The sequence below is a fragment of the Natrarchaeobius chitinivorans genome, assembly GCF_003841505.1.
GTDB lineage: Archaea > Halobacteriota > Halobacteria > Halobacteriales > Natrialbaceae > Natrarchaeobius > Natrarchaeobius chitinivorans.
Map to the genome: position 1 here is coordinate 13507 of NZ_REGA01000028.1, position 19763 is coordinate 33269.

Sequence of the window (19763 nt, forward strand, 5' to 3'; positions counted from 1 at the left end):
TATACAGTGACGTACAGTGGTTCGATACCCTAGACCGATTCTACTCGTATCTCTCCATTAGCCGCGACTGTCACCAGGCAATCGTTGTACTCGAACGACACCGAACCGCCGGTTCGAAGACCGTCCGCACGTGGTTCGAACAGTCGTTCGAGGGCGTCTGCGTTGATCGCATAGTGTAACGGATCGAGTTCCGTAATTTCCGCATTACAGAACGTTGCGACGGCATCCGCGACGGCAACGCTGAGCGGTTCGTCGTCGAGGCGATCGTACTGTGCCGAATAGTGGTCCCCCGTTTTCGTCGGTGATTTCGAAGTTATCTTACTCATTGTATACGTACCCCCAGTACGCTCGTGGGAAGACATTGGTCCCTTCGTGGTTACGTGTAAAGAGCCTAATCGTTAATTGTGTAACGCTTCGAGCAGGCAGTGGTTAACTGATTAACCCCCCTCGGGTGGCAGTCCCTCATCGAAAAGCGCCTCGAAGAGTTTTTTCTCGGTCGACCGGACGTGTTTGTGAAACGCGGGTGACGATATGTCGAGGGAAATCGCGATATCTTCGCCGGTGGTCCGGCGAGGCCACTCGAAGAATCCGCTGTGATAGGCGGTCTGGACGACCTCGCGTTGCCTGTCGGTGAGCCGGTCGAGGAGGGCGTTCCGACTGGACGCATCGAGCGCGACGAGGTCGTCTCTGGACTGTTCTCGGCGAGCGATCATCGACGCCCCAACGCCGCGGCGGTTCAGCGTGGAGATGACCTCGCGAACGTCGACCGCGGATGGAACGTGGATAACTGCCCACGCCTCTCGGTTTTCACAAACGAACTCCCGTACCATCCCGCCGTGATCGGTGACGACCGAGCCGAGAAACGGAGTCGAGAGTTCGAGTTGTAACAGTGTCTCCTCCCCGTCGACCCCGAGAACGGAGGCGTCGACGACGTCCCCGATTTCGTTGACCGCCGCGGGAACCGTTTCGCCGTCGACTGCGTCCGTCACCGAGACGAACGCGACCGTTCCGTCGTCTCGGGGTGTCATCCCCTCGAGCGAGACGCGGGCGTCCAGATAGTTCGAGAGTTCGACGAGCGCCGAATCGTCTTCGATCGCGAGTTTGATCTCCGTCACTTCGTCGCCGATCAGGGCAGTCTTCCGCTTGACGGCATCGATCGTGTACGCGATCGTTTCGCTCAGGTCGACGAGCGTCGAACGGAACAGTTCGTCGAACGCGTCCGGATCGTCGCCGTAGAGGGACAACACACCGTACAGAAACCCATCGTAAACGAGCGGAACCGCGAACACCGACTGGTAGTTCTCGGAAAGCGCCTGTGCACGCCAGGAGCCGTCGTGAATCGAATCTGCGACGTTTTGGACGTAGGTCGATTCTCCCGTTCGTGCAGCTCGTCCCGCCGGTTCGGCCGCGGAGTCGTCGACTGTCGTCACCGTTATCGAGGAGAGGTAACCGCGGTCGCGGCCTGCCGATTCACGAACCTCGAGTCGATTTCCGCTCGGATCCGGAGTGCCGATCCAGGCCATCGAGCACGCCTCGAGATCCGCGAGGCGAGTACAGATTCCCCGCTCGATCTCCTCTCTGGAATCGGCCATCAGGAGGTGTTGTTCGATATCCTGTCGAATCCGGTTCGTTTCGTTCAGGCGCTCGAGGTGTTCGTTCTGTCGTTCTAACTCGTGTTCGCGATCGTGGAGACGCTGGGTACGCCCGATTCGATCGAAGGTGGCCTCGGCCGTCGTTGCAAACAGCTGTGCGAGGTCGACGGTGTCCTGATCGAACTGACCGACCGCAGTGGAAACAGCCACGAGTACGCCGTGTTCCCCGAACGGAACGTACAGACCGCTTCTGACGTTCGTCGCCTCATTGTAGACCGTCTCAGACGTTCGGACGTCGTCGAAGACTGCTGGTGACCGGGAGACGAAGGTCTCCCAGGTGATACTATCGTCGTGTGGACGAAGTCGTGGGGGAACACCCGTTATCTCTTCGAGGCCAGGTGAGTGGGCTGCCGGAATCAGTTCGTTGTGTTGCTCGTCGAACCGGTACACGATGACACCCTCGAGACCCAATACGTCAAAGGCGACGTCGACGACGTACTCGCAGGCGGCCTGCTTCGATTCGACGGACAGCAGGTGGCTGGTCGCATCGTGGAGTGCCGACAGCGTCTCCTGATACTGCGTTCGATCGGTGATGTCGACGGCGATACCGATGACTCGATCGACGTCGCCGTCGGTCGAAATCGGCCGACACCACGCCTCGAGCATTCGATCGGCGACGCGTCGCTGTGCGTGTATCGTTTGTCCGTCGAGAGCGGCGCGAAAGTCAGCACGAACTGCAGGGTAGTCCTCCAGCGCCGAAAACGCGGATTCGCCGACGATATCGTCGGTATCGACGCCGAGATGTTCGAACGCGCGCCCCTCCGCGAACGTGAACGTCCCGTCGCTATCGAGGACGAAAAGCGCAACGGGAACGTTCTCGATCAACACTTCGAGCCGTTCGGTTCGCTGATCGAGTTTCCGCTCTCGCTCGATACGGTCGGTGACGTCTCGCCAGTAGACGGAGATGCCGGACGGTGACGGATAGATCCGCGCGTCGATCCACGCATCGTATGGTTCGAAGTACGCTTCGACGGTTTTCGGTTCCTGCGTATCCACCGCCTCGATCGCCGCAGATTCGAACGGCGACCCCTCGAGACCGGGAAAAACCGCGAGAATATCGCGGCCGAGCAGTTCGTCCCTGTCCAGATCGATATCCCCGATCGCACGGTCGTTGACGTACGTGAACTTCCACTCCGAATCGAGCGCGTAGAACGCGTCCGTCACCCTGTCGAACGATTTGTCGAGTTCCCGCACGACGTGGTGGTACGCCGTCGCGTCTCGGATCGAGGCGACGATTCCGGAGATGGACTCGTCGTCGAGGCGGTTCGTAAGCGTTGCCGCGTGGACCCACCAGCCGTCGTCGTGCTGGAATCGGTACTCGATCGTCGCCGTGGAGCCTGGATCCCCCTCACGGAGCGACTCGAGGGTTCTCGAGACCGATGCTCTGTCCTCTGGGTGGACCATATCCACGAACCGTCGGCCAACCAGTTCCTCGGTCTCGGCCGGGCCGTTCCACTCCTCCGAAGGGACGGCCGCCGCGATCCGGAAGGAATCGTCGACGACGAGGAGCGTGTCTGAACTGTGTGCGAGCAAGCCGCGAGGAAGGGTTCGCCGGTCATCAGAACCGCGGTTCGTGTCACGTTCCTCAGGATCCCGGTTCGTGTCACGTTCTCCAGGGGTTCGATTTGTGTCACGTTCCTCGGGCGTCCGACCCGCGTCGAGTTCGATCGCCGTTCGGATTCGATGCTCGAGCAGCGAGGGGACGGTTCCCGATTCGACGGTGAGCACTTCCGTCATGCCGTTGTCGAGATGTCGGTCGAGCACCGGCCCGTCGAGGTCCATCGGATCGACGGCGTAAACCGCGGGCACCGCATTACCAACGGCGGACAACACGTCGCGATCGTCGGTCAGGAGACAATCCACAGCGTCGATAGACCCCGGGTCGAACTCCGAGCGGGAGGGAACCGTCCCGACGACCGACAGCGCGGTTTCCTCGAGTGTCGCCGTCGCAGCCCGTATCATCTCCGAGGAACCCACGACGAACACGCGGATTCGGTCGGACGTCTCGAGACTGCGGTTCATACGTTCGCTGTGTTCCGGGAAAGTAAAAACCTCGCGACGGTTTCGAATCGGTGATTCGTCGTCACCCCGTAATCGGTCGATCTGGCGGCAGTCGACGTTCGAAACGGGACTAGTACCCGATCGCGACGCCGTCCTTCCGGGGTTCGGTTGCCCCCGAGAGCGTCCCGTCCCGATTTCGAACGAGTTGTGCGCCGCCGAACATCACCGGCGGCATGACCGAGACGTCGTGGCCGATCCGGGAGAGTTTCGCCGCGTTCGGTAACCGCTCTTCGACGCCGAGTGAGCCGTCTTCGCGGTAGCGCCACCGTGGCGCGTCGAGGGCGGCCTGCAGGTCCATTCCGTAGTCGACGACGTTCGAGAGGACCTGTACGTGGCCCTGGGGTTGCATGTATCCGCCCATCACGCCAAACGCCAGCCAGTCGTCCTCCTCGAGTCTCGCGACCGCCGGGACGAGGGTGTGAAACGGCCGCTTTCCGGGCTCCAGCCGGTTCGGATGCTCGGGATCGAGCGAAAACGACGCGCCCCGGTTCTGGAGGGCGATTCCGGTGTCGCCGGCAACCAGTCCGCTGCCGAATCCCGCAAACCGGGAGTTGATGTAGGAGACGACGTTCCCCTCCTCGTCTGCGACGGTCAACAGGACGGTATCTGCGTCCTCCGCGTTCGCGTTCGGAACGCCGACGTCGGGATCGAGAATCGGAAACGAACCGATCGCTCGAGCGCGCTCGCGTGCGTACTCCTTGGAAGCCAGCGGCGGCACGCTCTCGAAGTCGGGATCGGTGATGTAGTGGTGACCGTCGACGAACGCGAGTTTGGTCGCTTCGGCGAAGGCGTGTACGCGTTCGGGCGAGTCGTACTCGTGGTCGCCGGCACCGATCTCCTCGGCGATGTTGAGCGCCTCGAGGGCGATCAGCCCCTGATTGTTCGGCGGCAGTTCGTAGACGTCGACGCCGTTGTACGTGGTCGTGACGGGATCGACGAACTCGGGTTCGAACGCCGCGAGGTCGTCTTTTCTCATGAAGCCGCCGGCAGACTGGACCTCTTCGACGATTGCGTCGGCGATCTCGCCTTCGTAGACGACGTCCGCACCCTGCTCTGCGATCGTCCGCAACGATGCACCGAGTTCCGGAAGCCTCACCGTCTGTCCGGGGTCCGGACTCTCGCCGTCGAACAGGTACGCCTCCCGCGCGTTCTCGTCGGTGAACAGCTCCTCCGCGCCCGACCAGTGGTGTGCGATCACCGGCGAGACCGGGTAGCCCTCGATCGCGTAGTGGATCGCGGGCTCGAGGACCGACTCGAGCGAGAGCCGCCCCAGTTCCTCCACCGTCGTCTCCCACCCCCGCGCGGTCCCGGGGACGGTCACCGCGTGGGGGCCGAGAAAGGGCATTCCCAGATCGTCGGCACTCGCCTCTCCGTCGACGGCGTACCCTCGCGATTCGGGGTAGTATCGGTCGGGGTCGTCGACCGTCTCTAGCGCGTGACGAACGTTCTCGATCGTCGCATCCGCCGGTGCTGGCCCGCACGACCGTAACGCGCCGACGTCACCATCCGCGGTCCGGTACAGGGAGAAGACGTCGCCGCCGAGGCCCGTCGACGTCGGCTCGACCACGTTGAGCGCGGCCGCAGTCGCTACGGCGGCGTCGAACGCGTTCCCGCCGTCTCGGAGGATCGACACGCCCGCCTGTGCGGCGAGCGGCTGGCTCGTCGCGACCATCCCACGGTTCGCGTACGCCGTCGAGCGCCTCGAGTCGAATCGGTCGAGGTCGATGGAGTCGTTCATGGCTGGTCTACGCGCACGAACGACCAAAAAACGCTAGTAGCCGGCCGACACCGATAGCCGGCCGACACCGATAACCGCCCGTGGCGGTCTACCCGCCGCCCTCGGAAACAGAGAGCGGTTCGTGTTCGACCCGGTAACCGTCGGCGACGGTCTCGATCGACGCCGCCTCGCGAAACCGGATCGACCGTTCCATCTTCGTGACGACCGACGTGTCGTAGTACTCGGCTTCGTACTCGGGAACCGTTCCGCTCTCCCGGTTCTCCGCGACGAACTCCCGGTGACGGGCGAGGCGCGAGCGGCCGATCGATCGGGACGTCTCCGGAACGTCGTCGACCCGGTCGTCGAAACACTCGAGGAACGCTTCCTCGAGTTCGGAGCCGACCGAATCCCGTGCGGCACACATCGCGGCGAGCGTCGTCGTTCCGGTTCCCCAGAACGGGTCGAGAACCGTGTCGCCGTACGCCGAGTACATACAGATCAGGCGGTAGGGGATCTCGAACGGGTACGCCGCCGACCGCTCTCGAAGCCCGTCGTCCTCGCCGTCGAACTCGAGGGTCTGTAGTTCCCCCCGGACGTCCGTCCAGAGGTCGGTGAACCACCGGTTTCGCTCCTCCCAGAAGTACGCCGCCTCGTACCGCCTGTCCGCCCGCGGTTCGAACTCCCGTCGGTCGCTCCCCTTTCGGAAAACGAGGACGTACTCGTGTTCGAGCGTGACGTACGCGTTCGGCGGCAGCGTTCCGCTTCCCATGAACTTGGCGGCGCTGTTCGTCGGCTTCCGCCAGAGGACGTCGGGAAGCGGATCGAATCCGCGCGACTCGAACGCCTCGAGGATTCTTGCGTGGTTCTGGTACACTCGGAAGCTTCCGTCGATCGACCGGGTCGCGTCGCCGACGTTGATACACGCGATGCCGCCGTCGACCAGGACGCGCTCAAGTTCGTCCCACACGCGATCGAGTTGGGCGTGCATCGCCTCGAAGGCCTCGCGGCCGTCGCCCGACTCGAGGGCCCTGCCGACGGCCGGGTCGAGAGTCGAAAAGAGGTCGTCCCACATCTCGATCATCGGATACGGCGGGGACGTGACGACGAGTTCGACGGAGTCGTCGGCGACCGAAGAGAGGTCACGCGAATCGCCGACGAAGACGCGGTGTATCGTCTCCATTGGGTACACACTGTCGGCGTCGCCCCCTTAGGTCCTTCGTAGCGCGGCCGGGAGAACGGATCGCCGGAGTCGCCCTTTTGACCCCGATATCAGAAACTCAATCGGATCGGCGTCACTCGTCTTCGACGTCGGATTCCTCTGTCTCGCTTTCGGACTCCATCTCCTCGCTTTCGGCTTCCTCGTCCTCTGTTTCGGCTTCTTCCGCTTCGCTTTCCTCGTCCGATCCGACGCTCGTCGCCGGTTCGAACTCCTCGATCGGTTCCCACTCGTCGTCCGTCTCCCCGGAAAGTCGCCGGCGCAGGATCGCGACCCCCGCGAGAATTCCGAGAACGGCGAGAACCTTCGGAAGGATGCTCGAGGAGTCGGCGTCGTCCGACTCGTCGTCGATTTCGATCATCCCGTCGTCGTCTTCTTCGGCGATGTCTTCGATGATTTCGGGCTCCTCGATGTCCTCGAGAGGCGTCTCCTCTAAGTCGGGGCCGTGACGACCGGCGAGATATCCGACCGCGGCACCGAGACCGAACACCGCGCCTGCGAGTGGGATCTGGCGGCGTTTCCCGCCCCCGTCGGCTTCTTCGACCGCCTCGAGAATCGAATCACGCATCGGCGTGTCTAGACCCTTCTCGACGGCCTCTTTGACGATGAGCTCCGACAGCGTCCTGTCCTGTTGTTCCGTTTCGGGCATAATTCGCCACGACCACATCACCGTACATAATTCTGTCCAACGTTTCGATGGATCGGTCCCACACGTGTCGGGTTACGTCCGTATTACTATCCGCGGCTGCCGGATTCGACAGGAGGTTCGCCACGACTGATGCCGATTCACGACAGGACTCCGATCGTACGTTTCCCGCCGATCCGGAGATAACTCGCGTCCGTGATCTCTCGAGTCATCGCTCGGACCGGTCGGAGAAATAGATCGTTAACCAGCTATATGTATACGCGTCGAGAGTATTCCCCGCGAGTAATGTCTTGCATAACGAAACCGGTCGTCTCCGAGTAACGACTATGAGCGTCATCCGCCAGCCCGGTGTTCTCGGCCGGACCACCCGGAGACGCCTCGTCGGCGTGAGCGTCGCTCTCGCCGCTGCGACGGTCGAGACCCTGGCCATCGGCCTCTGGTTCGTCCTGCTCGTCGGTTCTCCCTCGACGGCGACCGCACTCGCCGGGCTCGGTATCCTCTTCTGTGGCTCGTTACTGCGAACGGCCATCTTCGGCTTCGCCGCGAACGAACTGAACCAACTCCTGCGACCGTGGCGTCTGGGTGCGGCGCTGGCGCTTACAGCCGGATGGATCGTCTGGCTATTCGTCGCCGAAGCCATCGGCGGAACTGCCGGACTCGTCGCTGGGACGGTGATCCTCGCGGGCGTTCTCACCGGACAGTTCCTCCTCGAACGGCGCGTGTTTCGGTTTCGCTCCCCCGACGGACTCGAGGTCGCACCGCTCCTGTCAGCCACGCTGTTAGCAGCGGGCGGGGCGGCGTTGCTCGCGTCGGTCTGGGTTGTCGACCTGACGGTCGTCTCTCCGCCGGTCGCCGTGGACACGACGACGTTCGTGATCCGCATCGAAACGATCCAGATCGGTGCACTCGCGTTCGGACTGTTCGCGTTCGTCGCCCACCAGCGACGGTTTCAGCGGCTTCTCAGCAGCTGATCCGGCGTACTGTCCGTCCAGTCCACTCGCGATCATCCGCGAATGCGCCCGTGAGTCGGTCCAGCGACCCGTATGAACCCGGCTGGTCATACGGTTTACTGTAAGTCATTGCCGGCGCACCCGCGACCCAGGCGGCGGGTGCGCCGGTAAACAGTTACAGTAATCCGTATCAGTTACTTTCCCTCCGCACCGACGTTCTGGTCGCTCTCGAAGGAGTCGGGGTCCGGTTCGATCGTCGCGTACTGGACCGTCCGCCGCCCCAGCGTCCGGACGCGCTCGTCGAGTTTCGAATCGACGAACTCCCCGTCTTCGAGTGCGGAGTGCGAGTCCGGAATCGCCGCCTCGTGAGGGATCACCCACGCGTTCAGCGCCCGACAGACCGACCGCATGTGCTCGAGGGCGGTCACCGGAAACGCACCGCCAGAGACGGCGAGCAGGCCGACGGTCGTCTCTTCGAACTCCTCGAACCCGCAGTAATCGAGCGCTGTTTTCAGCGGCGAGGAGTACGAGCCGTGATACATCGGCGAGCCGAGAACGATCGTATCCGCCCGCTGTAGGCGAACGGCCAGTTGTTCTGCGTCACCGGCTGTCTCGCGGTCGCGGTCCGGATCGAACGTCGGCAGCTCCCAGGTCCGGAGGTCGATCAGTTCGGTCTCCGCTCCGGCCCGGTCGGCGGCCTCGAGCACCCGCTCGAGGGCGATACGGGTGACACTGTCCTCGCCCAGACTGCCACAGAGTGCAACGACGCGAACGTCGGTCATGGGTCGTTCCACGTGTTCGAGAGTGAAATGTACTCCCGTCCCACGGGGGTTTCGACGAACACTTCGTTCGCGAGTCACAATCGACACCCGTGACGTCGATCCTCTCTGTCCTGTTGTCCGACGTCCTTCCCAGGGTGGCGACGATCACGCTATTGATCGGTATCGGCGTCTCTCTCGCGAACCTCGCCGTCGCCTACGGCGTCGTCGACGTCGTCGGCCGCGCCGGGCGGTATCTGACGGAGCCGGCGAATCTGCCGGACGAAGTGGGCACCGCCGTCCTCACGAACGCCGTCTCCGTCACCGCGGGATACGGGATGCTCGCGGAGTTTCGCGAATCCGGCGTCCTCGACGACCGCGCGACGCTGATCGCCATCGTCGTCAACACGTTCTTCGGTTTCGTCCAGCACATTTTCACCTACTACGGGCCCGTCCTGATCCCGATCCTCGGCCTCTCGGCCGGCCTCATGTACGTCGGCGCGCGAGCCGGCATCTCGCTTGCGATCACGCTCGTCGGCCTGGCTGCCGGCGCACTCCTGTTGCGAGGCGTCGAGTACGAGACCCGCAGTGGAGACGGCGACGCGCCCGAAGGGATCGACGAATCCGACCGCACGAGCACCGAACCGCTCCGTGAGGCCGCAGAAAAAACCGTCGAGCGCCTTCGATCGATCGTCCCCCGACTCGCCGTCGTGTACTCCGTCGTCTTTCTCGCCCTCGAGTACACCGACCTCAAGGCCGTGACGGGCGTCGCCGAGCCGGTAACGTCACTGATCGGCCTCCCCGGCGCGGCGGTTCCGATCGTCGCCGTCTCGCTCGTCGACCCGACCAGCGGAGCCATCGCCATCGCGCCGATGATCGGCGACGTCTTCACACCACGGGAGGCGGTCGTCACGCTGTTGATCGGGAGTCTGTTCTCGCTGACAGTCGGCACCGTCAAGCGGTCGATTCCCTTCCAGTACGGTATCTGGGGACCGGCGTTCGGTACGAAAGTGATCGTCGTCAACACGGGCCTCAAAGCGATCTTCATCGTCGCGGCGATCGGCGTCTTTCTCGTCGTCTGATCCGTTCCCCGATCCCGCTTTCCACCGGCTGATCGGCCGCTACCGCTTCAGCCGAACGACGGGCTCCCCGTCGTCGTCGGAGTCGAAGGCGACCAGGCCGTCGTCCTCGAGGTCCGCGAGCAACCCCTCGAGCCACTCGCGACCGTCCTCGCCGTCCGGCGCGTAATCGACGCGTATCCGGTGGCCCAGGGTATCCACCTCGAGTTCGTCGTACTCGCGAAGCGTGGCGATCACGCGGCCGCGAAACTGTCGGCGGCTTCCCTCGAAACTCGGCTGCGTGGGGACGTCGGGTGCCGTGAAGTCGCCGCTTGCGTACGCCTGACACCACTCGCGCCAGGGACAGCCGGCCTCGTCACACCGGGGCGTCTGACCGCAGGCGACCCCGCCGAGTTCCATGATCGCGTTGTTCCAGACGCGGGAGTGGCCGGCGGGCAGCAACTCGTTGGCAGCCGACTCGAACGCCGAGTCGTCGTCGGGAACGCCGAACGCCCGATAACAGACGCGTTTGACGTTCGTGTCGACGACCGCGTCGCCCTGGTTAAACGCGAAACTCGCCACCGCGTTCGCCGTGTAGGGACCGACGCCCATCAGCTCCTCGAGTTCCCCCGGCGTCTCGGGGAACTCGCCGTCGTACTCCGTCTCGATCTGCGTCGCGGCTTCGTGGAGGTACTTCGCCCGGTTGTTGTACCCGAGGCTGTGGCCCGTCCAGAAGCCGACGACGTCCGCCCGGTCCGCCGCCGCGAGTTCCGCCGTCGTCGGCCACCGCTCGAGAAACTCCTCCCAGGCCTCGACGACGCGGCCGAGCTGGGTCTGCTGGCTCATCACCTCGCTGACGAGGATCGCGTACGGATCGTCGGTGCGACGCCACGGGAACTCCCGGTGGTCGTCCTCGTACCACTCGATTAACGCCCTGCGAACGGACTCGAGATCCGCGTGGAGGTCCCACGTCCCGTCGGTCTCCTCGGCGTCGCCGGTCATCGACGGTCGTTGGCAGGGCCGCCCTTTAGCCGTGGTGATTCCGAATCGCCGGCCCCCGGAGGTGAAATCCCGTACTCCTAAACGCCCCGCCAACGCACCGACCCACATGCGACCGCCAGCACAGAACGCGGAACTGGCACTCCTACTCGAGGTGGCGGGGACGCCCAAACCGGGAAACGTCGACCGGAAGCGGGACCTGCCGGAGCTTCGATTCGACCACTTCCTCGCCGGGGCCGTGGGCGCTCGAGACGGACTCGAGATGGCAGCCAACGGCGCGTCGGTCGGTCCCGCGTTCGAACGAGCCGTCGAGGGGATGGCGACACAGGGTGGAGACAACACCCAGTTCGGGGCACTGTTGTTGCTCGTCCCGCTCGTTCGAGCCGCTCGAGAGGAGCTCTCACAGCCGATCGTCGAATCCGTCGTCGAGGGGACGACCGTCGCCGACGCCGCGGCGTTCTACCGCGCGTTCGAGCACGTCGACGTCTTCGTCTCCGATCCGCCGGCGGGGATGGGCCCCCTCGACGTCCGCCGTGGGTCCGACGCGATTCCGGCGCTCGAAGAGCGGGGACTGACGCTTTTCGACGTCCTCGATGCGAGCGTCCCGGGCGACGACGTCGCCCGCGAGTGGACCCACGGCTTCGAACGATCGTTTCTCGCGGCCGAACGGTTCGCCGACGCCGACGGATCCGCATCCGACCGGGCCGCCGCGGTCTTCCTCTCGTTGCTCGCGGAGCGACCCGACACGCTCGTCGCCACGAAACACGGTGACGCCGTCGCGCGCGAGGTTACCGACCGCGCCGCGGAACACCTCGAGCGTGATGCCCTCGAGACAGACCCGGCGGCCGTCGACGCCTTCGCGGACGAACTCGTCGACCGCGGAGTCAACCCGGGGACGACGGCCGACGTTACCGCCGCCGGACTCTTCATCGCCCTCGAGCGCGAACTCCTCGACGTATGACCGACGCGAGCGACGATCCGGACGGTCAAACGAGCACGCGAGACGACGACGCGGTTTCCGAGTGGCCCGTTTCGCTGTCGGGCGTCACCGAATCCGTCGTCACCACGCTCGGCCCGAACGGCCGGTGGAACGCCGCGGCGCTCGGCGTGTTCGCGACCGACCCCGTCACAGCCCGGACCTGGGGGAACACCCGGACCCGACGAAACTTCCATCGCCAGGGGGAAGGATACGTCCAGTTCGTCGACGACCCCGTCGTCTTCGTCGACGCCGCACTGTCGATTTCCGAGGGAGACGACCCGATCCTCGAGAGCGCAAGCGCCTGGGTCCGCGTCACCGTCGACCGAATCGAGTCGGGGACCGAGGACGGAACCGAGTGGGAAGAGTGGACGCTCGAGCCGACCGAATCCGAAATCGTCACTGAGCGCGTTCCGACGATCGATCGCGGTTTCAACGCCGTCGTCGAGGCGACGGTCGCCGCCTCCCGTCTCGACGTCGACGGCTACGACGAGACGGCGCTTCGGCAGCGACTCGAGTGGTGTGGATCGGTCGTCGAGCGCGCGGGGAGCGACCGCGAACAGGTCGCACTCGAGCGCGTGCGCGAGCACTCCCCGTGGTAACGAACGGAGCACCGAGACTCGTGGTACCGAACGGGTCATCGTCGTGACAAACGGGCTCCCGTCGGGCACCGTCGTAACGAACGGGAAACGGTCTGCGATAGCGGGAACGCTCCGCGGACGACGCGAGAGACTTTTTAAGGGATAGCGCGGCCAGTACCGGCTACATGGTACTTCACTTCGGGAAGGCAACAGGTATATTCGTCCGGACGATGCCGTTCGTTCTCCTCCGAATGGGCGTCGGCATCCTCCTCGGGGTCGTTTCGATCCTCTACTTCGGAATCGTCCTCTGGCTCGGCTTCCGACTCCTCGAGGCCGGATCGATCTCCGGACCGATCGCTGGAATCGGACTGTTGCTCTCCGTCGGAGTGTTCGTCGCCGCCTGGCGACTGTTCAGTAGATACGTGCTGTATCTGGTCAAAGCTGGGCATATCGCGGTCATCGCCCACGCGGTCGAGACGGGCGAGGTTCCGTCCGATCAGCTTCGGTTCGGCAAAGACCGAGTCGCCGAGCACTTCGCCGAAGCGAGTGTGCTCTTCGCCGTCGATCAGGCGATCAAAACGGTCATCAAGCAGTTCAACGACGGCGTCGTCTCGCTCGCGAACATCGCCTCGGTCGTCCCCGCGCTCCGGACGGTGATCAAGCTGATCGGGAAAGCCATCGCAATCGCCTCCTCGTATATCGACGAGGCGATCATCGCCTACATGTTCATCAACCCGGAGAAAAACGCCTGGACCGCGGCCAGAGACGGCGTCGTCCTCTACGGGAAAAACTGGAAGCCGGTCCTCGGCTCTACCCTGGCTATCGTGATCGGGATGTACGTCGCAGGCTTCGCCCTCCTGCTCGTCCTTTCCCCCGTGGCGAACGTGCTCAGCGGCCTCTCCTCGACCCTCGAGGTAGCCAGCTGGGCGGTCCTCGTCGGGCTCTTTCTCACCGTCTACGTTGGCTTTCTCAAACCCTGGGTGAAGACTGTCGTCATCACGACGTTTCTCGTCGAATCTCGAGATACGACCCCCGATAGCGCGACCGTCGACCGAATCTCCGAGCGCTCAGAGAAGTTCACGGAACTCGTCTCCAAAGCGGACGAGACGACCGCGGACGACCAGCCTCGAGAGCCCGATCCGAAACCGGTCTCTGGTGCAAGCGGACGGTAGCGATCAAGCTTGATCGATCGAGTCGTCGTCCGGGGCAAGAGAAAGGGATTAAGAGCCTCTGGACGGAACCTTCCCTCATGGCAATCAAACCGGCCTACGTCAAGAAGACCGGGAACCTCCTCCTGGAGCGGTACCCGGACGCGTTCACGACCGACTTCGAACAGAACAAAGACAGCGTCGATAAACTCACCAACGTCGAGTCCAAAGGCGTTCGAAACCGTATCGCCGGCTACGTTACCCGGAAGAAAAGCGCACAGGTTCCAGCGTAATTTTGACTGTCGATCCCCGAGTTCGACGACTCCGAGCCGCTGCACTCGAGTTCGCTAGCGAGGACGAAGCGAGAACCGCGCTTAGTGGTCGAATCCGGGTTCCATGTAGACCGCCGCGATGAGGGCGACGATAGCGAGGAATATCGCCAGCATGAACCCTGCCATACCGTTGATGAGATTCATCTCCGTGCCGACGACGAACAGTTGCTCACCCTGGTAACCGGTCCAGGCGAAGACGAGGGCGACGAGGACGCTAATTCCCGCTAGCGCAGCCGCTCCGATACTGAACCGGGAGTCGAGCAGTCCGGAATCGGCCTGATTCGACGCGGTACTCGTCATCGACCCCACCCCGACCGACCAGTGGCCTTCGTCGATCGGAGATCGGTCGCCCACGAATCACGTTCGACGGGAACTGCGTGCTGGTGCATCGTTCTGTAGGTCCCACTCCGTTTTCTTAATCTCTTCTATACACGCCGGTCTCGACCGATAGCGCCGACGACGTGTAGCGTCGGTATCGAAAGTCGACGGTGCATCGACGCAAACCCAAACGGTTTTGCGGGCCCGTCTCCGAATGGCGGAAAATGGCAGTACGAGCAGGCATACTCGGCGCAACCGGTGCCGTCGGTCAACGACTGATTCAGCTTCTCGAGCCCCACCCGGAGTTCGAGATCACCGCCCTGACCGCGAGCGACGCAAGCGCCGGCAAAACCTACAAACAGGCCGCAAAGTGGCGAGTAGACAGCCCCATTCCCGACGACGTCGCGGAGATGACCGTCTCGGCCACCGATCCCGACGCCGTTCCGGACGACGTCGATCTCCTCTTCTCGTCACTCCCCTCGAGCGTCGGTGAAGCGGTCGAACCGACGTTCTGTGAGGCGGGCTACGTCGTCTCGTCGAACTCCTCGAACAGCCGGATGGCCGACGACGTCCCGCTGGTCATTCCGGAAGTCAACGCCGAGCACATCGACCTGCTCGAGGTCCAGCGCGACGAACGAGGCTGGGACGGTGCGCTGGTCAAAAACCCCAACTGTTCGACGATCACGTTCGTTCCCACGCTCGCCGCTCTCGCTGAGTTCGGGCTCGAAAGCGTTCACGTCGCGACCCTGCAAGCGGTTTCGGGTGCGGGCTACGACGGCGTCACCTCGATGGAGATCATCGACAACGCCGTTCCCCACATCGGCAGCGAGGAGGAGAAACTCGAGACCGAGTCCCGAAAGCTCCTGGGCACGTTCGACGGCGCGTCTCTCTCCCACGACGACGTCGAAGTCGCCGCCTCCTGTAATCGAATCCCGACGATCGACGGCCACCTCGAGAACGTCTGGATCGAAACCGAATCGGAGCTGACGGTCGAAGACGCGAAAGCGGCGATGCGGGACTACCCCTCGCTTTCCCTGCGTTCCTCGCCCGACCAGCTCATCCACGTCTTCGACGAACCCGACCGACCACAGCCGCGGATGGACCGAACGCTCGGCGACGGAATGGCCATCGCCGCCGGCGGACTCCGCGAATCGACGTTCGGGCTCCAGTACAACTGTCTCGCACACAACACCATCCGCGGCGCAGCCGGTGCGAGCGTGTTGAACGGCGAACTGTTGCTCGAGAACGGCTACCTCTAGGACCGTTCCGACCGTCCTATTTCTTCACTGAACAATAGAACCCGAGTCAGTGACGGCTCGACCGTGCAGTCGACCCCGGAAACCGAGGTCGTCCGAATTCACTCCGACGTCGTCCGTGGGAGCGCGACGACCGGAACGGAGGCCTCCTTGATCATCCGCCTCGCGACGTTCCCGGTGAGCAGTTCCATCAGGCGGTTACCCTCTCGCGGATTGAAAACGACCGCATCGGCATCCTCCTCTCGCGCTGCGTCGAAAATCGTCTCGACGACGTCGGTTCCGTACAGCGTGTCCGTCTCGACGGTCGCGGGCGATCCCTCGAGGCTCTCGCGGGCCCGCTCGAATATCTCTTCGGCGTACTCCTCGCGCTGGCCCATCGGTGCCTTGTCGATCCCGCCCCCGGCTTTCTCGATGACGTTGACGACGACGACCGTACTCGTCGACGTGAGATAGGGAACGAGCGATCCGGTCGTTCGTGCGCCGTCGTCCGGATCTGCGACCGGGACGATCACCGTTCCGTCGAATTTGAGCGTCATCGTCCTCCCCTCGTTTTCGAATGTCGAACCGGTCGACAGTGCGTTCCGTCCGAATCAGCTACGGTCGCTGCTGTGCGTTCCATACACGGAATTCGACACAGCGAGTGAAAAAGATGTACTGCATACGCTCGACGACAACCCGATCGACGCTTCGGACCGGATGAGTTCGATCAGGGAAGCACCTGGTTCTCGAGTTCCCGGTTCGATTCCTCCGCGTCGAATCGGTCGACGTTCTCGGCGACGATGTCCGCCAGTCGCTCGTAGTATTCGGGGGTGTGACCGGCATTGTGCGGCGTAATTTGGACGTTCTCGAAGTTCCACAGTGGGTGATCCGCCGGCAACGGTTCCGGATCGGTGACGTCCAGTGACGCCCCGCGGATCCAGCCGGAGTGAAGCGCCTCGACCAGGGCATCGGTGTCGACGACCGGGCCGCGTGCGACGTTGACGATCGTCGCGTCCGGATCGAGCGTCAGCAGGGCCTCGCGATCGACGAGTCCACGCGTGGCGTCCGTGAGCGGACACGCCAGCACCAGATACTCCGTCCGGGCGAGTGCCTCGTGAAACGCGTCCCCGTCGAATCCGATCACCTCGTCCGCCGGCCCACCGCTCTCCGGAGAGTACCGCACGCCGATCGTCTCGACGTCGAACGGCTCGAGCCGATCACAGACCGCGCGACCGATTGCGCCGAGCCCGACGACGGTGACGGTCGAACCCCGTAACTCGTGGGCCTGGTAGTGACGCCACTCCCGCCGACGTTGTCTGCGTGCTCCGACGTGGAACCGCCTGGTGAACCGAAGTATCGCACCGAGGACGTGCTCGCCGATGTTCGGGCCGTGAACGCCCGACGCGTTCGTCACCGCGACGTCGCGTTCCTCGAGTCGGTCCAGCGGGAGGTGACCCGTTCCGGCGTAGGCGCACGCGAACACCTCGAGATCGTCGGCGACCTCGAGGAGGTCCTCGGAAAGCGTCATTCCCGTGACGAACGCTACATCCCCGATCCGCTCGCGCTCGTCGGCCGGCGTGCGCGCGAGCCGGACGCGTCGATCCGGCAATCGGTCGCGAAGGGCGTCGACGTACCCCTCGACTGGCATTCCGTGGGTCCCCCGCCGGAGGACCAGTACGTCCGTCCCGTCGCTATCAGAACCACGACCGGCGTCGAGTTCCGTCATGGTCGTTCACTCGAACCGGTAGATCAAAAGCGTTCGTCCCGGCGAATCGCAGTGACGACGTCCTCCATCTCGACACGAATTTCATGCGGTTTAATACGGGTGACTGAGTGTTCACGGAGTATGGAACGCGTTGACGTCGCGATCGTCGGCGGCGGACCCGCTGGGGCCTGCGCGGCCGAACAGGCTAGCTCCCACGGTGCCGAGACGGTCCTCTTCGAGCAAGGTGTCCCGCGGGAAGACCGCGACGAACTGGGGCCGGATTCGACCGACGCTGCCGGTATGCTCGACTACTGGATCGACATCATGGACTTCGACTATCGGGAGATACCCGACGAAGTCATCCACCGCGAACTCGAGGGAACCGAGTTCATCGGCCCGGACAGCCGCGTCGAAATGACGACGACGGGCATCGAGGCGCGCTATCCGAAGTTCGGATACACGTTTCACCGCGCCCGGATGGACGACTGGCTCTACGAACGAGCCGCCGACGCCGGGGCCGACCTCCGTGTCGGGACCGCCGTAACGGACCTCGAGACGGACCTCCGGTCCTCGAGTCCGAAGGGGCCGACCCACACGCTTACGCTCTCGAACGGTGACCAGCTCGAGGCACAGTACGTCGTCCTCGCCGACGGCCCCCAGCGCCGGGTCACACTCGAGGCGCTCGACCAGTTTACGCCCCCAGGACGAAGCGTCTCCGATCACCTCTCGCCGCCGTCGGCAAACCACATCGCCTACCAGGAGTACCGAGAATTTCCCGCGGAACTGTTCGAGGAGTTCGAAGACCGCCTCAAGTTCTGGTGGGGGTACATGCCCGGTGAAACCGCCTACCCGTGGATCTTCCCCAACGACGGCACGGTCGCCCGCGTCGGACTGACCATGCCGATCGGCATGCAACTCGAAGACGTCGACAACCCCGGTTCGTACAAACTGCTCGAACCGACCGACGAGACGATCCCGTCGGGTTCGGAGTACATCTCTCGTCTGCTCGAACTCGAGTACGGCGACGAGTACGACGTCGAAACGGAGATTCCGATCGTCGAAGACCGCGGCAAATCGAAGGGAACGGAGACGTATCCGATCTCCTCGACGCGACCGATCGACTCCCCCGTCGGCGCGAACATCGCCGTCGCCGGCGGCGCGATGGGAACCACCTCGGCGTTTCACGAGGGCGGGTACCACGTCGCCGTTCGAACCGGAAAGATCGCCGGTCGACTCGCCGCCACCGACTCGCTGGAAAGTTACAACGAGATCTGGAAACGCGCGATCGGCGACGAAATCCTTCGAAACGTCGCGTTCGCGGACATCGTCGCCGACTACGAACCCGACGACTGGGACTGGGCGTTCGACGTCGTAAACGACATGCAAGGAAACTCCTCCGACAACGCCTTGATCTCCAGACGCTACTCCGCCGGCCTCGACGCGACGAAGATCGTCGCCGCCTACAAACGCCGGAAGTTCAACTACCGCGACGGCCGATACGTCCAACTCGTCGAGGACGACTACTTCTACTGAAAGCGTTAAACGGTCGGCCCTTCTACTGAAACTGCGTGCCTCTAGTCCCCGTCCGAGCCTACCCGTTCGGGTGCGATGACAGCACGGCGAACCCGGGCACGCGACACCGTTGGGGAGCGACCCAATTCCCCCACCCGGCACGAGGGTTAGCCAGCCGACGCGGCACGCCGCCACGGGATGAGGCTGGACGTTAGTGTTCCGGGTGACACGTTCCGAAACGACGAGAGACGTCTCCGACTCTCGCCTCGAGAGAAATTACCACCTGTTCGACATCGGCTGACCGTCGACCTCGAGCCCCTTGCTCTGCTCGATCGTCCGTCGAAGCGTCTCGAACGACTCAGTCACCGTCACGTGACCACTTTCCCCGTCGTACTCGACGAGACCGTGATCTGCGAGTCGTGGCAGATGGCTGTGAGTCAACGAAATCGCCACCTCTCTTTCGTCCGAGCCGTCCCTCTTGGCAACGTCTCGAGCGAGTTCCTCGACCGTCGAGCGATCGGACTCGAGGAGGTGATACAGTACGTATCGGCGCTGGGAATTCGACAACAGCCCGTACAGGGTATCGAGGAACAATCCCTCACTACGTTCCATGCTTTCGACCTTCACGTACAGTTGAATAAGGTTCGTTCCAAAAGTATTTGGTCCGTCTAAATGTCAGTGACCGGTACTGATATGCGACACTGCGAACCGCCTCGCCGCGCGGTCCGTCCCGACTAGGCGAGACGACCCAGCATCACCACTCCCCGCCGCAATATGACACACCCCACGCAGCGCAACCGCTCTCCGTGAGGTGAATGAAAGTATGAAAGGGGCGGCGAACTCGCGTTCCCAGAGGGTCTCCCACTCCAGTACTAGCGAATACGCAGACGGGCTTATCT

Annotated in this window: 19 protein-coding genes; 8 read left to right on the plus strand and 11 right to left on the minus strand. The window is 63.5% G+C overall.

All coding sequences use genetic code 11. The features are described 5' to 3' along the window. Nucleotides 1-29: 29 nt before the first annotated feature. From EA473_RS20720 to EA473_RS20740, 5 genes are all read right to left on the minus strand, one after another. The gene (locus EA473_RS20720) at nt 30-326 is read right to left on the minus strand and encodes a HalOD1 output domain-containing protein (protein ID WP_124197524.1); all 297 of its coding nucleotides are present in this window, start codon (nt 324-326) and stop codon (nt 30-32) included. Between the two features lie 111 nt (nt 327-437). After that, nucleotides 438-3674, minus strand: coding sequence for a bacterio-opsin activator domain-containing protein (locus EA473_RS20725; RefSeq protein ID WP_124197525.1), 3237 nt, complete (start codon nt 3672-3674; stop codon nt 438-440). Nucleotides 3675-3783: 109 nt separating this feature from the next. After that, on the minus strand, nt 3784-5451 hold the full coding sequence (locus EA473_RS20730) for a gamma-glutamyltransferase family protein (RefSeq protein ID WP_124197526.1): 1668 nt from the start codon (nt 5449-5451) through the stop codon (nt 3784-3786). Between the two features lie 88 nt (nt 5452-5539). Then, nucleotides 5540-6610 (minus strand): DNA-methyltransferase, encoded by a 1071-nt coding sequence (locus EA473_RS20735; RefSeq protein WP_124197527.1) that lies wholly within the window; start codon nt 6608-6610, stop codon nt 5540-5542. Between the two features lie 112 nt (nt 6611-6722). Continuing rightward, nucleotides 6723-7295, minus strand: coding sequence for a hypothetical protein (locus EA473_RS20740; protein WP_124197528.1), 573 nt, complete (start codon nt 7293-7295; stop codon nt 6723-6725). A gap of 323 nt (nt 7296-7618) precedes the next feature. Between EA473_RS20740 and EA473_RS20745 the strand changes: the two genes are divergently transcribed. Then, entirely contained in the window at nt 7619-8263 is a 645-nt protein-coding gene (locus EA473_RS20745; protein WP_124197529.1) for a hypothetical protein, read from the plus strand. A 173-nt stretch (nt 8264-8436) separates the two neighbouring features. Here EA473_RS20745 and EA473_RS20750 read toward each other — a convergent pair whose 3' ends face one another. Beyond that, nucleotides 8437-9024: an NADPH-dependent FMN reductase gene (locus EA473_RS20750; protein WP_124197530.1), complete on the minus strand. Its 588-nt coding sequence runs from the start codon at nt 9022-9024 to the stop codon at nt 8437-8439. 89 nt (nt 9025-9113) lie between these two features. Here EA473_RS20750 and EA473_RS20755 point away from each other — a divergent pair, with 89 nt between their 5' ends. After that, nucleotides 9114-10082, plus strand: coding sequence for a nucleoside recognition protein (locus EA473_RS20755; protein WP_124197531.1), 969 nt, complete (start codon nt 9114-9116; stop codon nt 10080-10082). A gap of 39 nt (nt 10083-10121) precedes the next feature. Here the strand turns inward: EA473_RS20755 and EA473_RS20760 are convergent, their stop codons facing one another. Further along, the gene (locus EA473_RS20760) at nt 10122-11060 is read right to left on the minus strand and encodes an A/G-specific adenine glycosylase (RefSeq protein ID WP_124197532.1); all 939 of its coding nucleotides are present in this window, start codon (nt 11058-11060) and stop codon (nt 10122-10124) included. 106 nt (nt 11061-11166) lie between these two features. Here EA473_RS20760 and EA473_RS20765 point away from each other — a divergent pair, with 106 nt between their 5' ends. From EA473_RS20765 to EA473_RS20780, 4 genes are all read left to right on the plus strand, one after another. Further along, entirely contained in the window at nt 11167-12018 is an 852-nt protein-coding gene (locus EA473_RS20765; protein WP_124197533.1) for a triphosphoribosyl-dephospho-CoA synthase, read from the plus strand. After that, on the plus strand, nt 12015-12635 hold the full coding sequence (locus EA473_RS20770) for a DUF447 domain-containing protein (RefSeq protein WP_124197534.1): 621 nt from the start codon (nt 12015-12017) through the stop codon (nt 12633-12635). Before EA473_RS20765 ends, EA473_RS20770 begins: the two co-directional genes overlap by 4 nt. Before the next feature lie 164 nt (nt 12636-12799). Further along, nucleotides 12800-13786, plus strand: coding sequence for a hypothetical protein (locus EA473_RS20775; protein ID WP_124197535.1), 987 nt, complete (start codon nt 12800-12802; stop codon nt 13784-13786). Nucleotides 13787-13863: 77 nt separating this feature from the next. Continuing rightward, nucleotides 13864-14055 carry a 30S ribosomal protein S17e gene (locus tag EA473_RS20780; RefSeq protein ID WP_124197536.1) on the plus strand — a complete coding sequence of 64 codons (192 nt, stop codon included), beginning with the start codon at nt 13864-13866 and terminating at the stop codon, nt 14053-14055. A gap of 81 nt (nt 14056-14136) precedes the next feature. On the opposite strand, the gene EA473_RS20785 is transcribed toward EA473_RS20780, so the two are convergent. Further along, the gene (locus tag EA473_RS20785) at nt 14137-14394 is read right to left on the minus strand and encodes a hypothetical protein (RefSeq protein ID WP_124197537.1); all 258 of its coding nucleotides are present in this window, start codon (nt 14392-14394) and stop codon (nt 14137-14139) included. Between the two features lie 242 nt (nt 14395-14636). On the opposite strand from EA473_RS20785, the gene asd reads away from it, so the two are divergent. Continuing rightward, nucleotides 14637-15671: an aspartate-semialdehyde dehydrogenase gene (gene asd / locus EA473_RS20790; RefSeq protein WP_124197538.1), complete on the plus strand. Its 1035-nt coding sequence runs from the start codon at nt 14637-14639 to the stop codon at nt 15669-15671. Between the two features lie 98 nt (nt 15672-15769). Here asd and EA473_RS20795 read toward each other — a convergent pair whose 3' ends face one another. Both EA473_RS20795 and EA473_RS20800 read right to left on the minus strand, forming a co-directional pair. Further along, the gene (locus tag EA473_RS20795) at nt 15770-16204 is read right to left on the minus strand and encodes a universal stress protein (RefSeq protein WP_124197539.1); all 435 of its coding nucleotides are present in this window, start codon (nt 16202-16204) and stop codon (nt 15770-15772) included. 170 nt (nt 16205-16374) lie between these two features. Next, on the minus strand, nt 16375-17373 hold the full coding sequence (locus EA473_RS20800) for a D-2-hydroxyacid dehydrogenase (protein ID WP_124197540.1): 999 nt from the start codon (nt 17371-17373) through the stop codon (nt 16375-16377). Nucleotides 17374-17493: 120 nt separating this feature from the next. Here EA473_RS20800 and EA473_RS20805 point away from each other — a divergent pair, with 120 nt between their 5' ends. Next, nucleotides 17494-18885 carry an NAD(P)/FAD-dependent oxidoreductase gene (locus EA473_RS20805; protein ID WP_124197541.1) on the plus strand — a complete coding sequence of 464 codons (1392 nt, stop codon included), beginning with the start codon at nt 17494-17496 and terminating at the stop codon, nt 18883-18885. A gap of 255 nt (nt 18886-19140) precedes the next feature. Here EA473_RS20805 and EA473_RS20810 read toward each other — a convergent pair whose 3' ends face one another. Beyond that, nucleotides 19141-19476 (minus strand): DUF7344 domain-containing protein, encoded by a 336-nt coding sequence (locus EA473_RS20810; protein ID WP_124197542.1) that lies wholly within the window; start codon nt 19474-19476, stop codon nt 19141-19143. Between the last annotated feature and the right edge of the window lie 287 nt (nt 19477-19763).

Bases quoted from the DNA above. Each gene is read 5' to 3' on its own strand.
- EA473_RS20720 (WP_124197524.1), bottom strand. From the start codon at position 326: ATGAGTAAGATAACTTCGAAATCACCGACGAAAACGGGGGACCACTAT.
- EA473_RS20725 (WP_124197525.1), bottom strand. From the start codon at position 3,674: ATGAACCGCAGTCTCGAGACGTCCGACCGAATCCGCGTGTTCGTCGTG.
- EA473_RS20730 (WP_124197526.1), bottom strand. From the start codon at position 5,451: ATGAACGACTCCATCGACCTCGACCGATTCGACTCGAGGCGCTCGACG.
- EA473_RS20735 (WP_124197527.1), bottom strand. From the start codon at position 6,610: ATGGAGACGATACACCGCGTCTTCGTCGGCGATTCGCGTGACCTCTCT.
- EA473_RS20740 (WP_124197528.1), bottom strand. From the start codon at position 7,295: ATGCCCGAAACGGAACAACAGGACAGGACGCTGTCGGAGCTCATCGTC.
- EA473_RS20745 (WP_124197529.1), top strand. From the start codon at position 7,619: ATGAGCGTCATCCGCCAGCCCGGTGTTCTCGGCCGGACCACCCGGAGA.
- EA473_RS20750 (WP_124197530.1), bottom strand. From the start codon at position 9,024: ATGACCGACGTTCGCGTCGTTGCACTCTGTGGCAGTCTGGGCGAGGAC.
- EA473_RS20760 (WP_124197532.1), bottom strand. From the start codon at position 11,060: ATGACCGGCGACGCCGAGGAGACCGACGGGACGTGGGACCTCCACGCG.
- EA473_RS20765 (WP_124197533.1), top strand. From the start codon at position 11,167: ATGCGACCGCCAGCACAGAACGCGGAACTGGCACTCCTACTCGAGGTG.
- EA473_RS20770 (WP_124197534.1), top strand. From the start codon at position 12,015: ATGACCGACGCGAGCGACGATCCGGACGGTCAAACGAGCACGCGAGAC.
- EA473_RS20775 (WP_124197535.1), top strand. From the start codon at position 12,800: ATGGTACTTCACTTCGGGAAGGCAACAGGTATATTCGTCCGGACGATG.
- EA473_RS20780 (WP_124197536.1), top strand. From the start codon at position 13,864: ATGGCAATCAAACCGGCCTACGTCAAGAAGACCGGGAACCTCCTCCTG.
- EA473_RS20785 (WP_124197537.1), bottom strand. From the start codon at position 14,394: ATGACGAGTACCGCGTCGAATCAGGCCGATTCCGGACTGCTCGACTCC.
- asd (WP_124197538.1), top strand. From the start codon at position 14,637: ATGGCAGTACGAGCAGGCATACTCGGCGCAACCGGTGCCGTCGGTCAA.
- EA473_RS20795 (WP_124197539.1), bottom strand. From the start codon at position 16,204: ATGACGCTCAAATTCGACGGAACGGTGATCGTCCCGGTCGCAGATCCG.
- EA473_RS20800 (WP_124197540.1), bottom strand. From the start codon at position 17,373: ATGACGGAACTCGACGCCGGTCGTGGTTCTGATAGCGACGGGACGGAC.
- EA473_RS20805 (WP_124197541.1), top strand. From the start codon at position 17,494: ATGGAACGCGTTGACGTCGCGATCGTCGGCGGCGGACCCGCTGGGGCC.
- EA473_RS20810 (WP_124197542.1), bottom strand. From the start codon at position 19,476: ATGGAACGTAGTGAGGGATTGTTCCTCGATACCCTGTACGGGCTGTTG.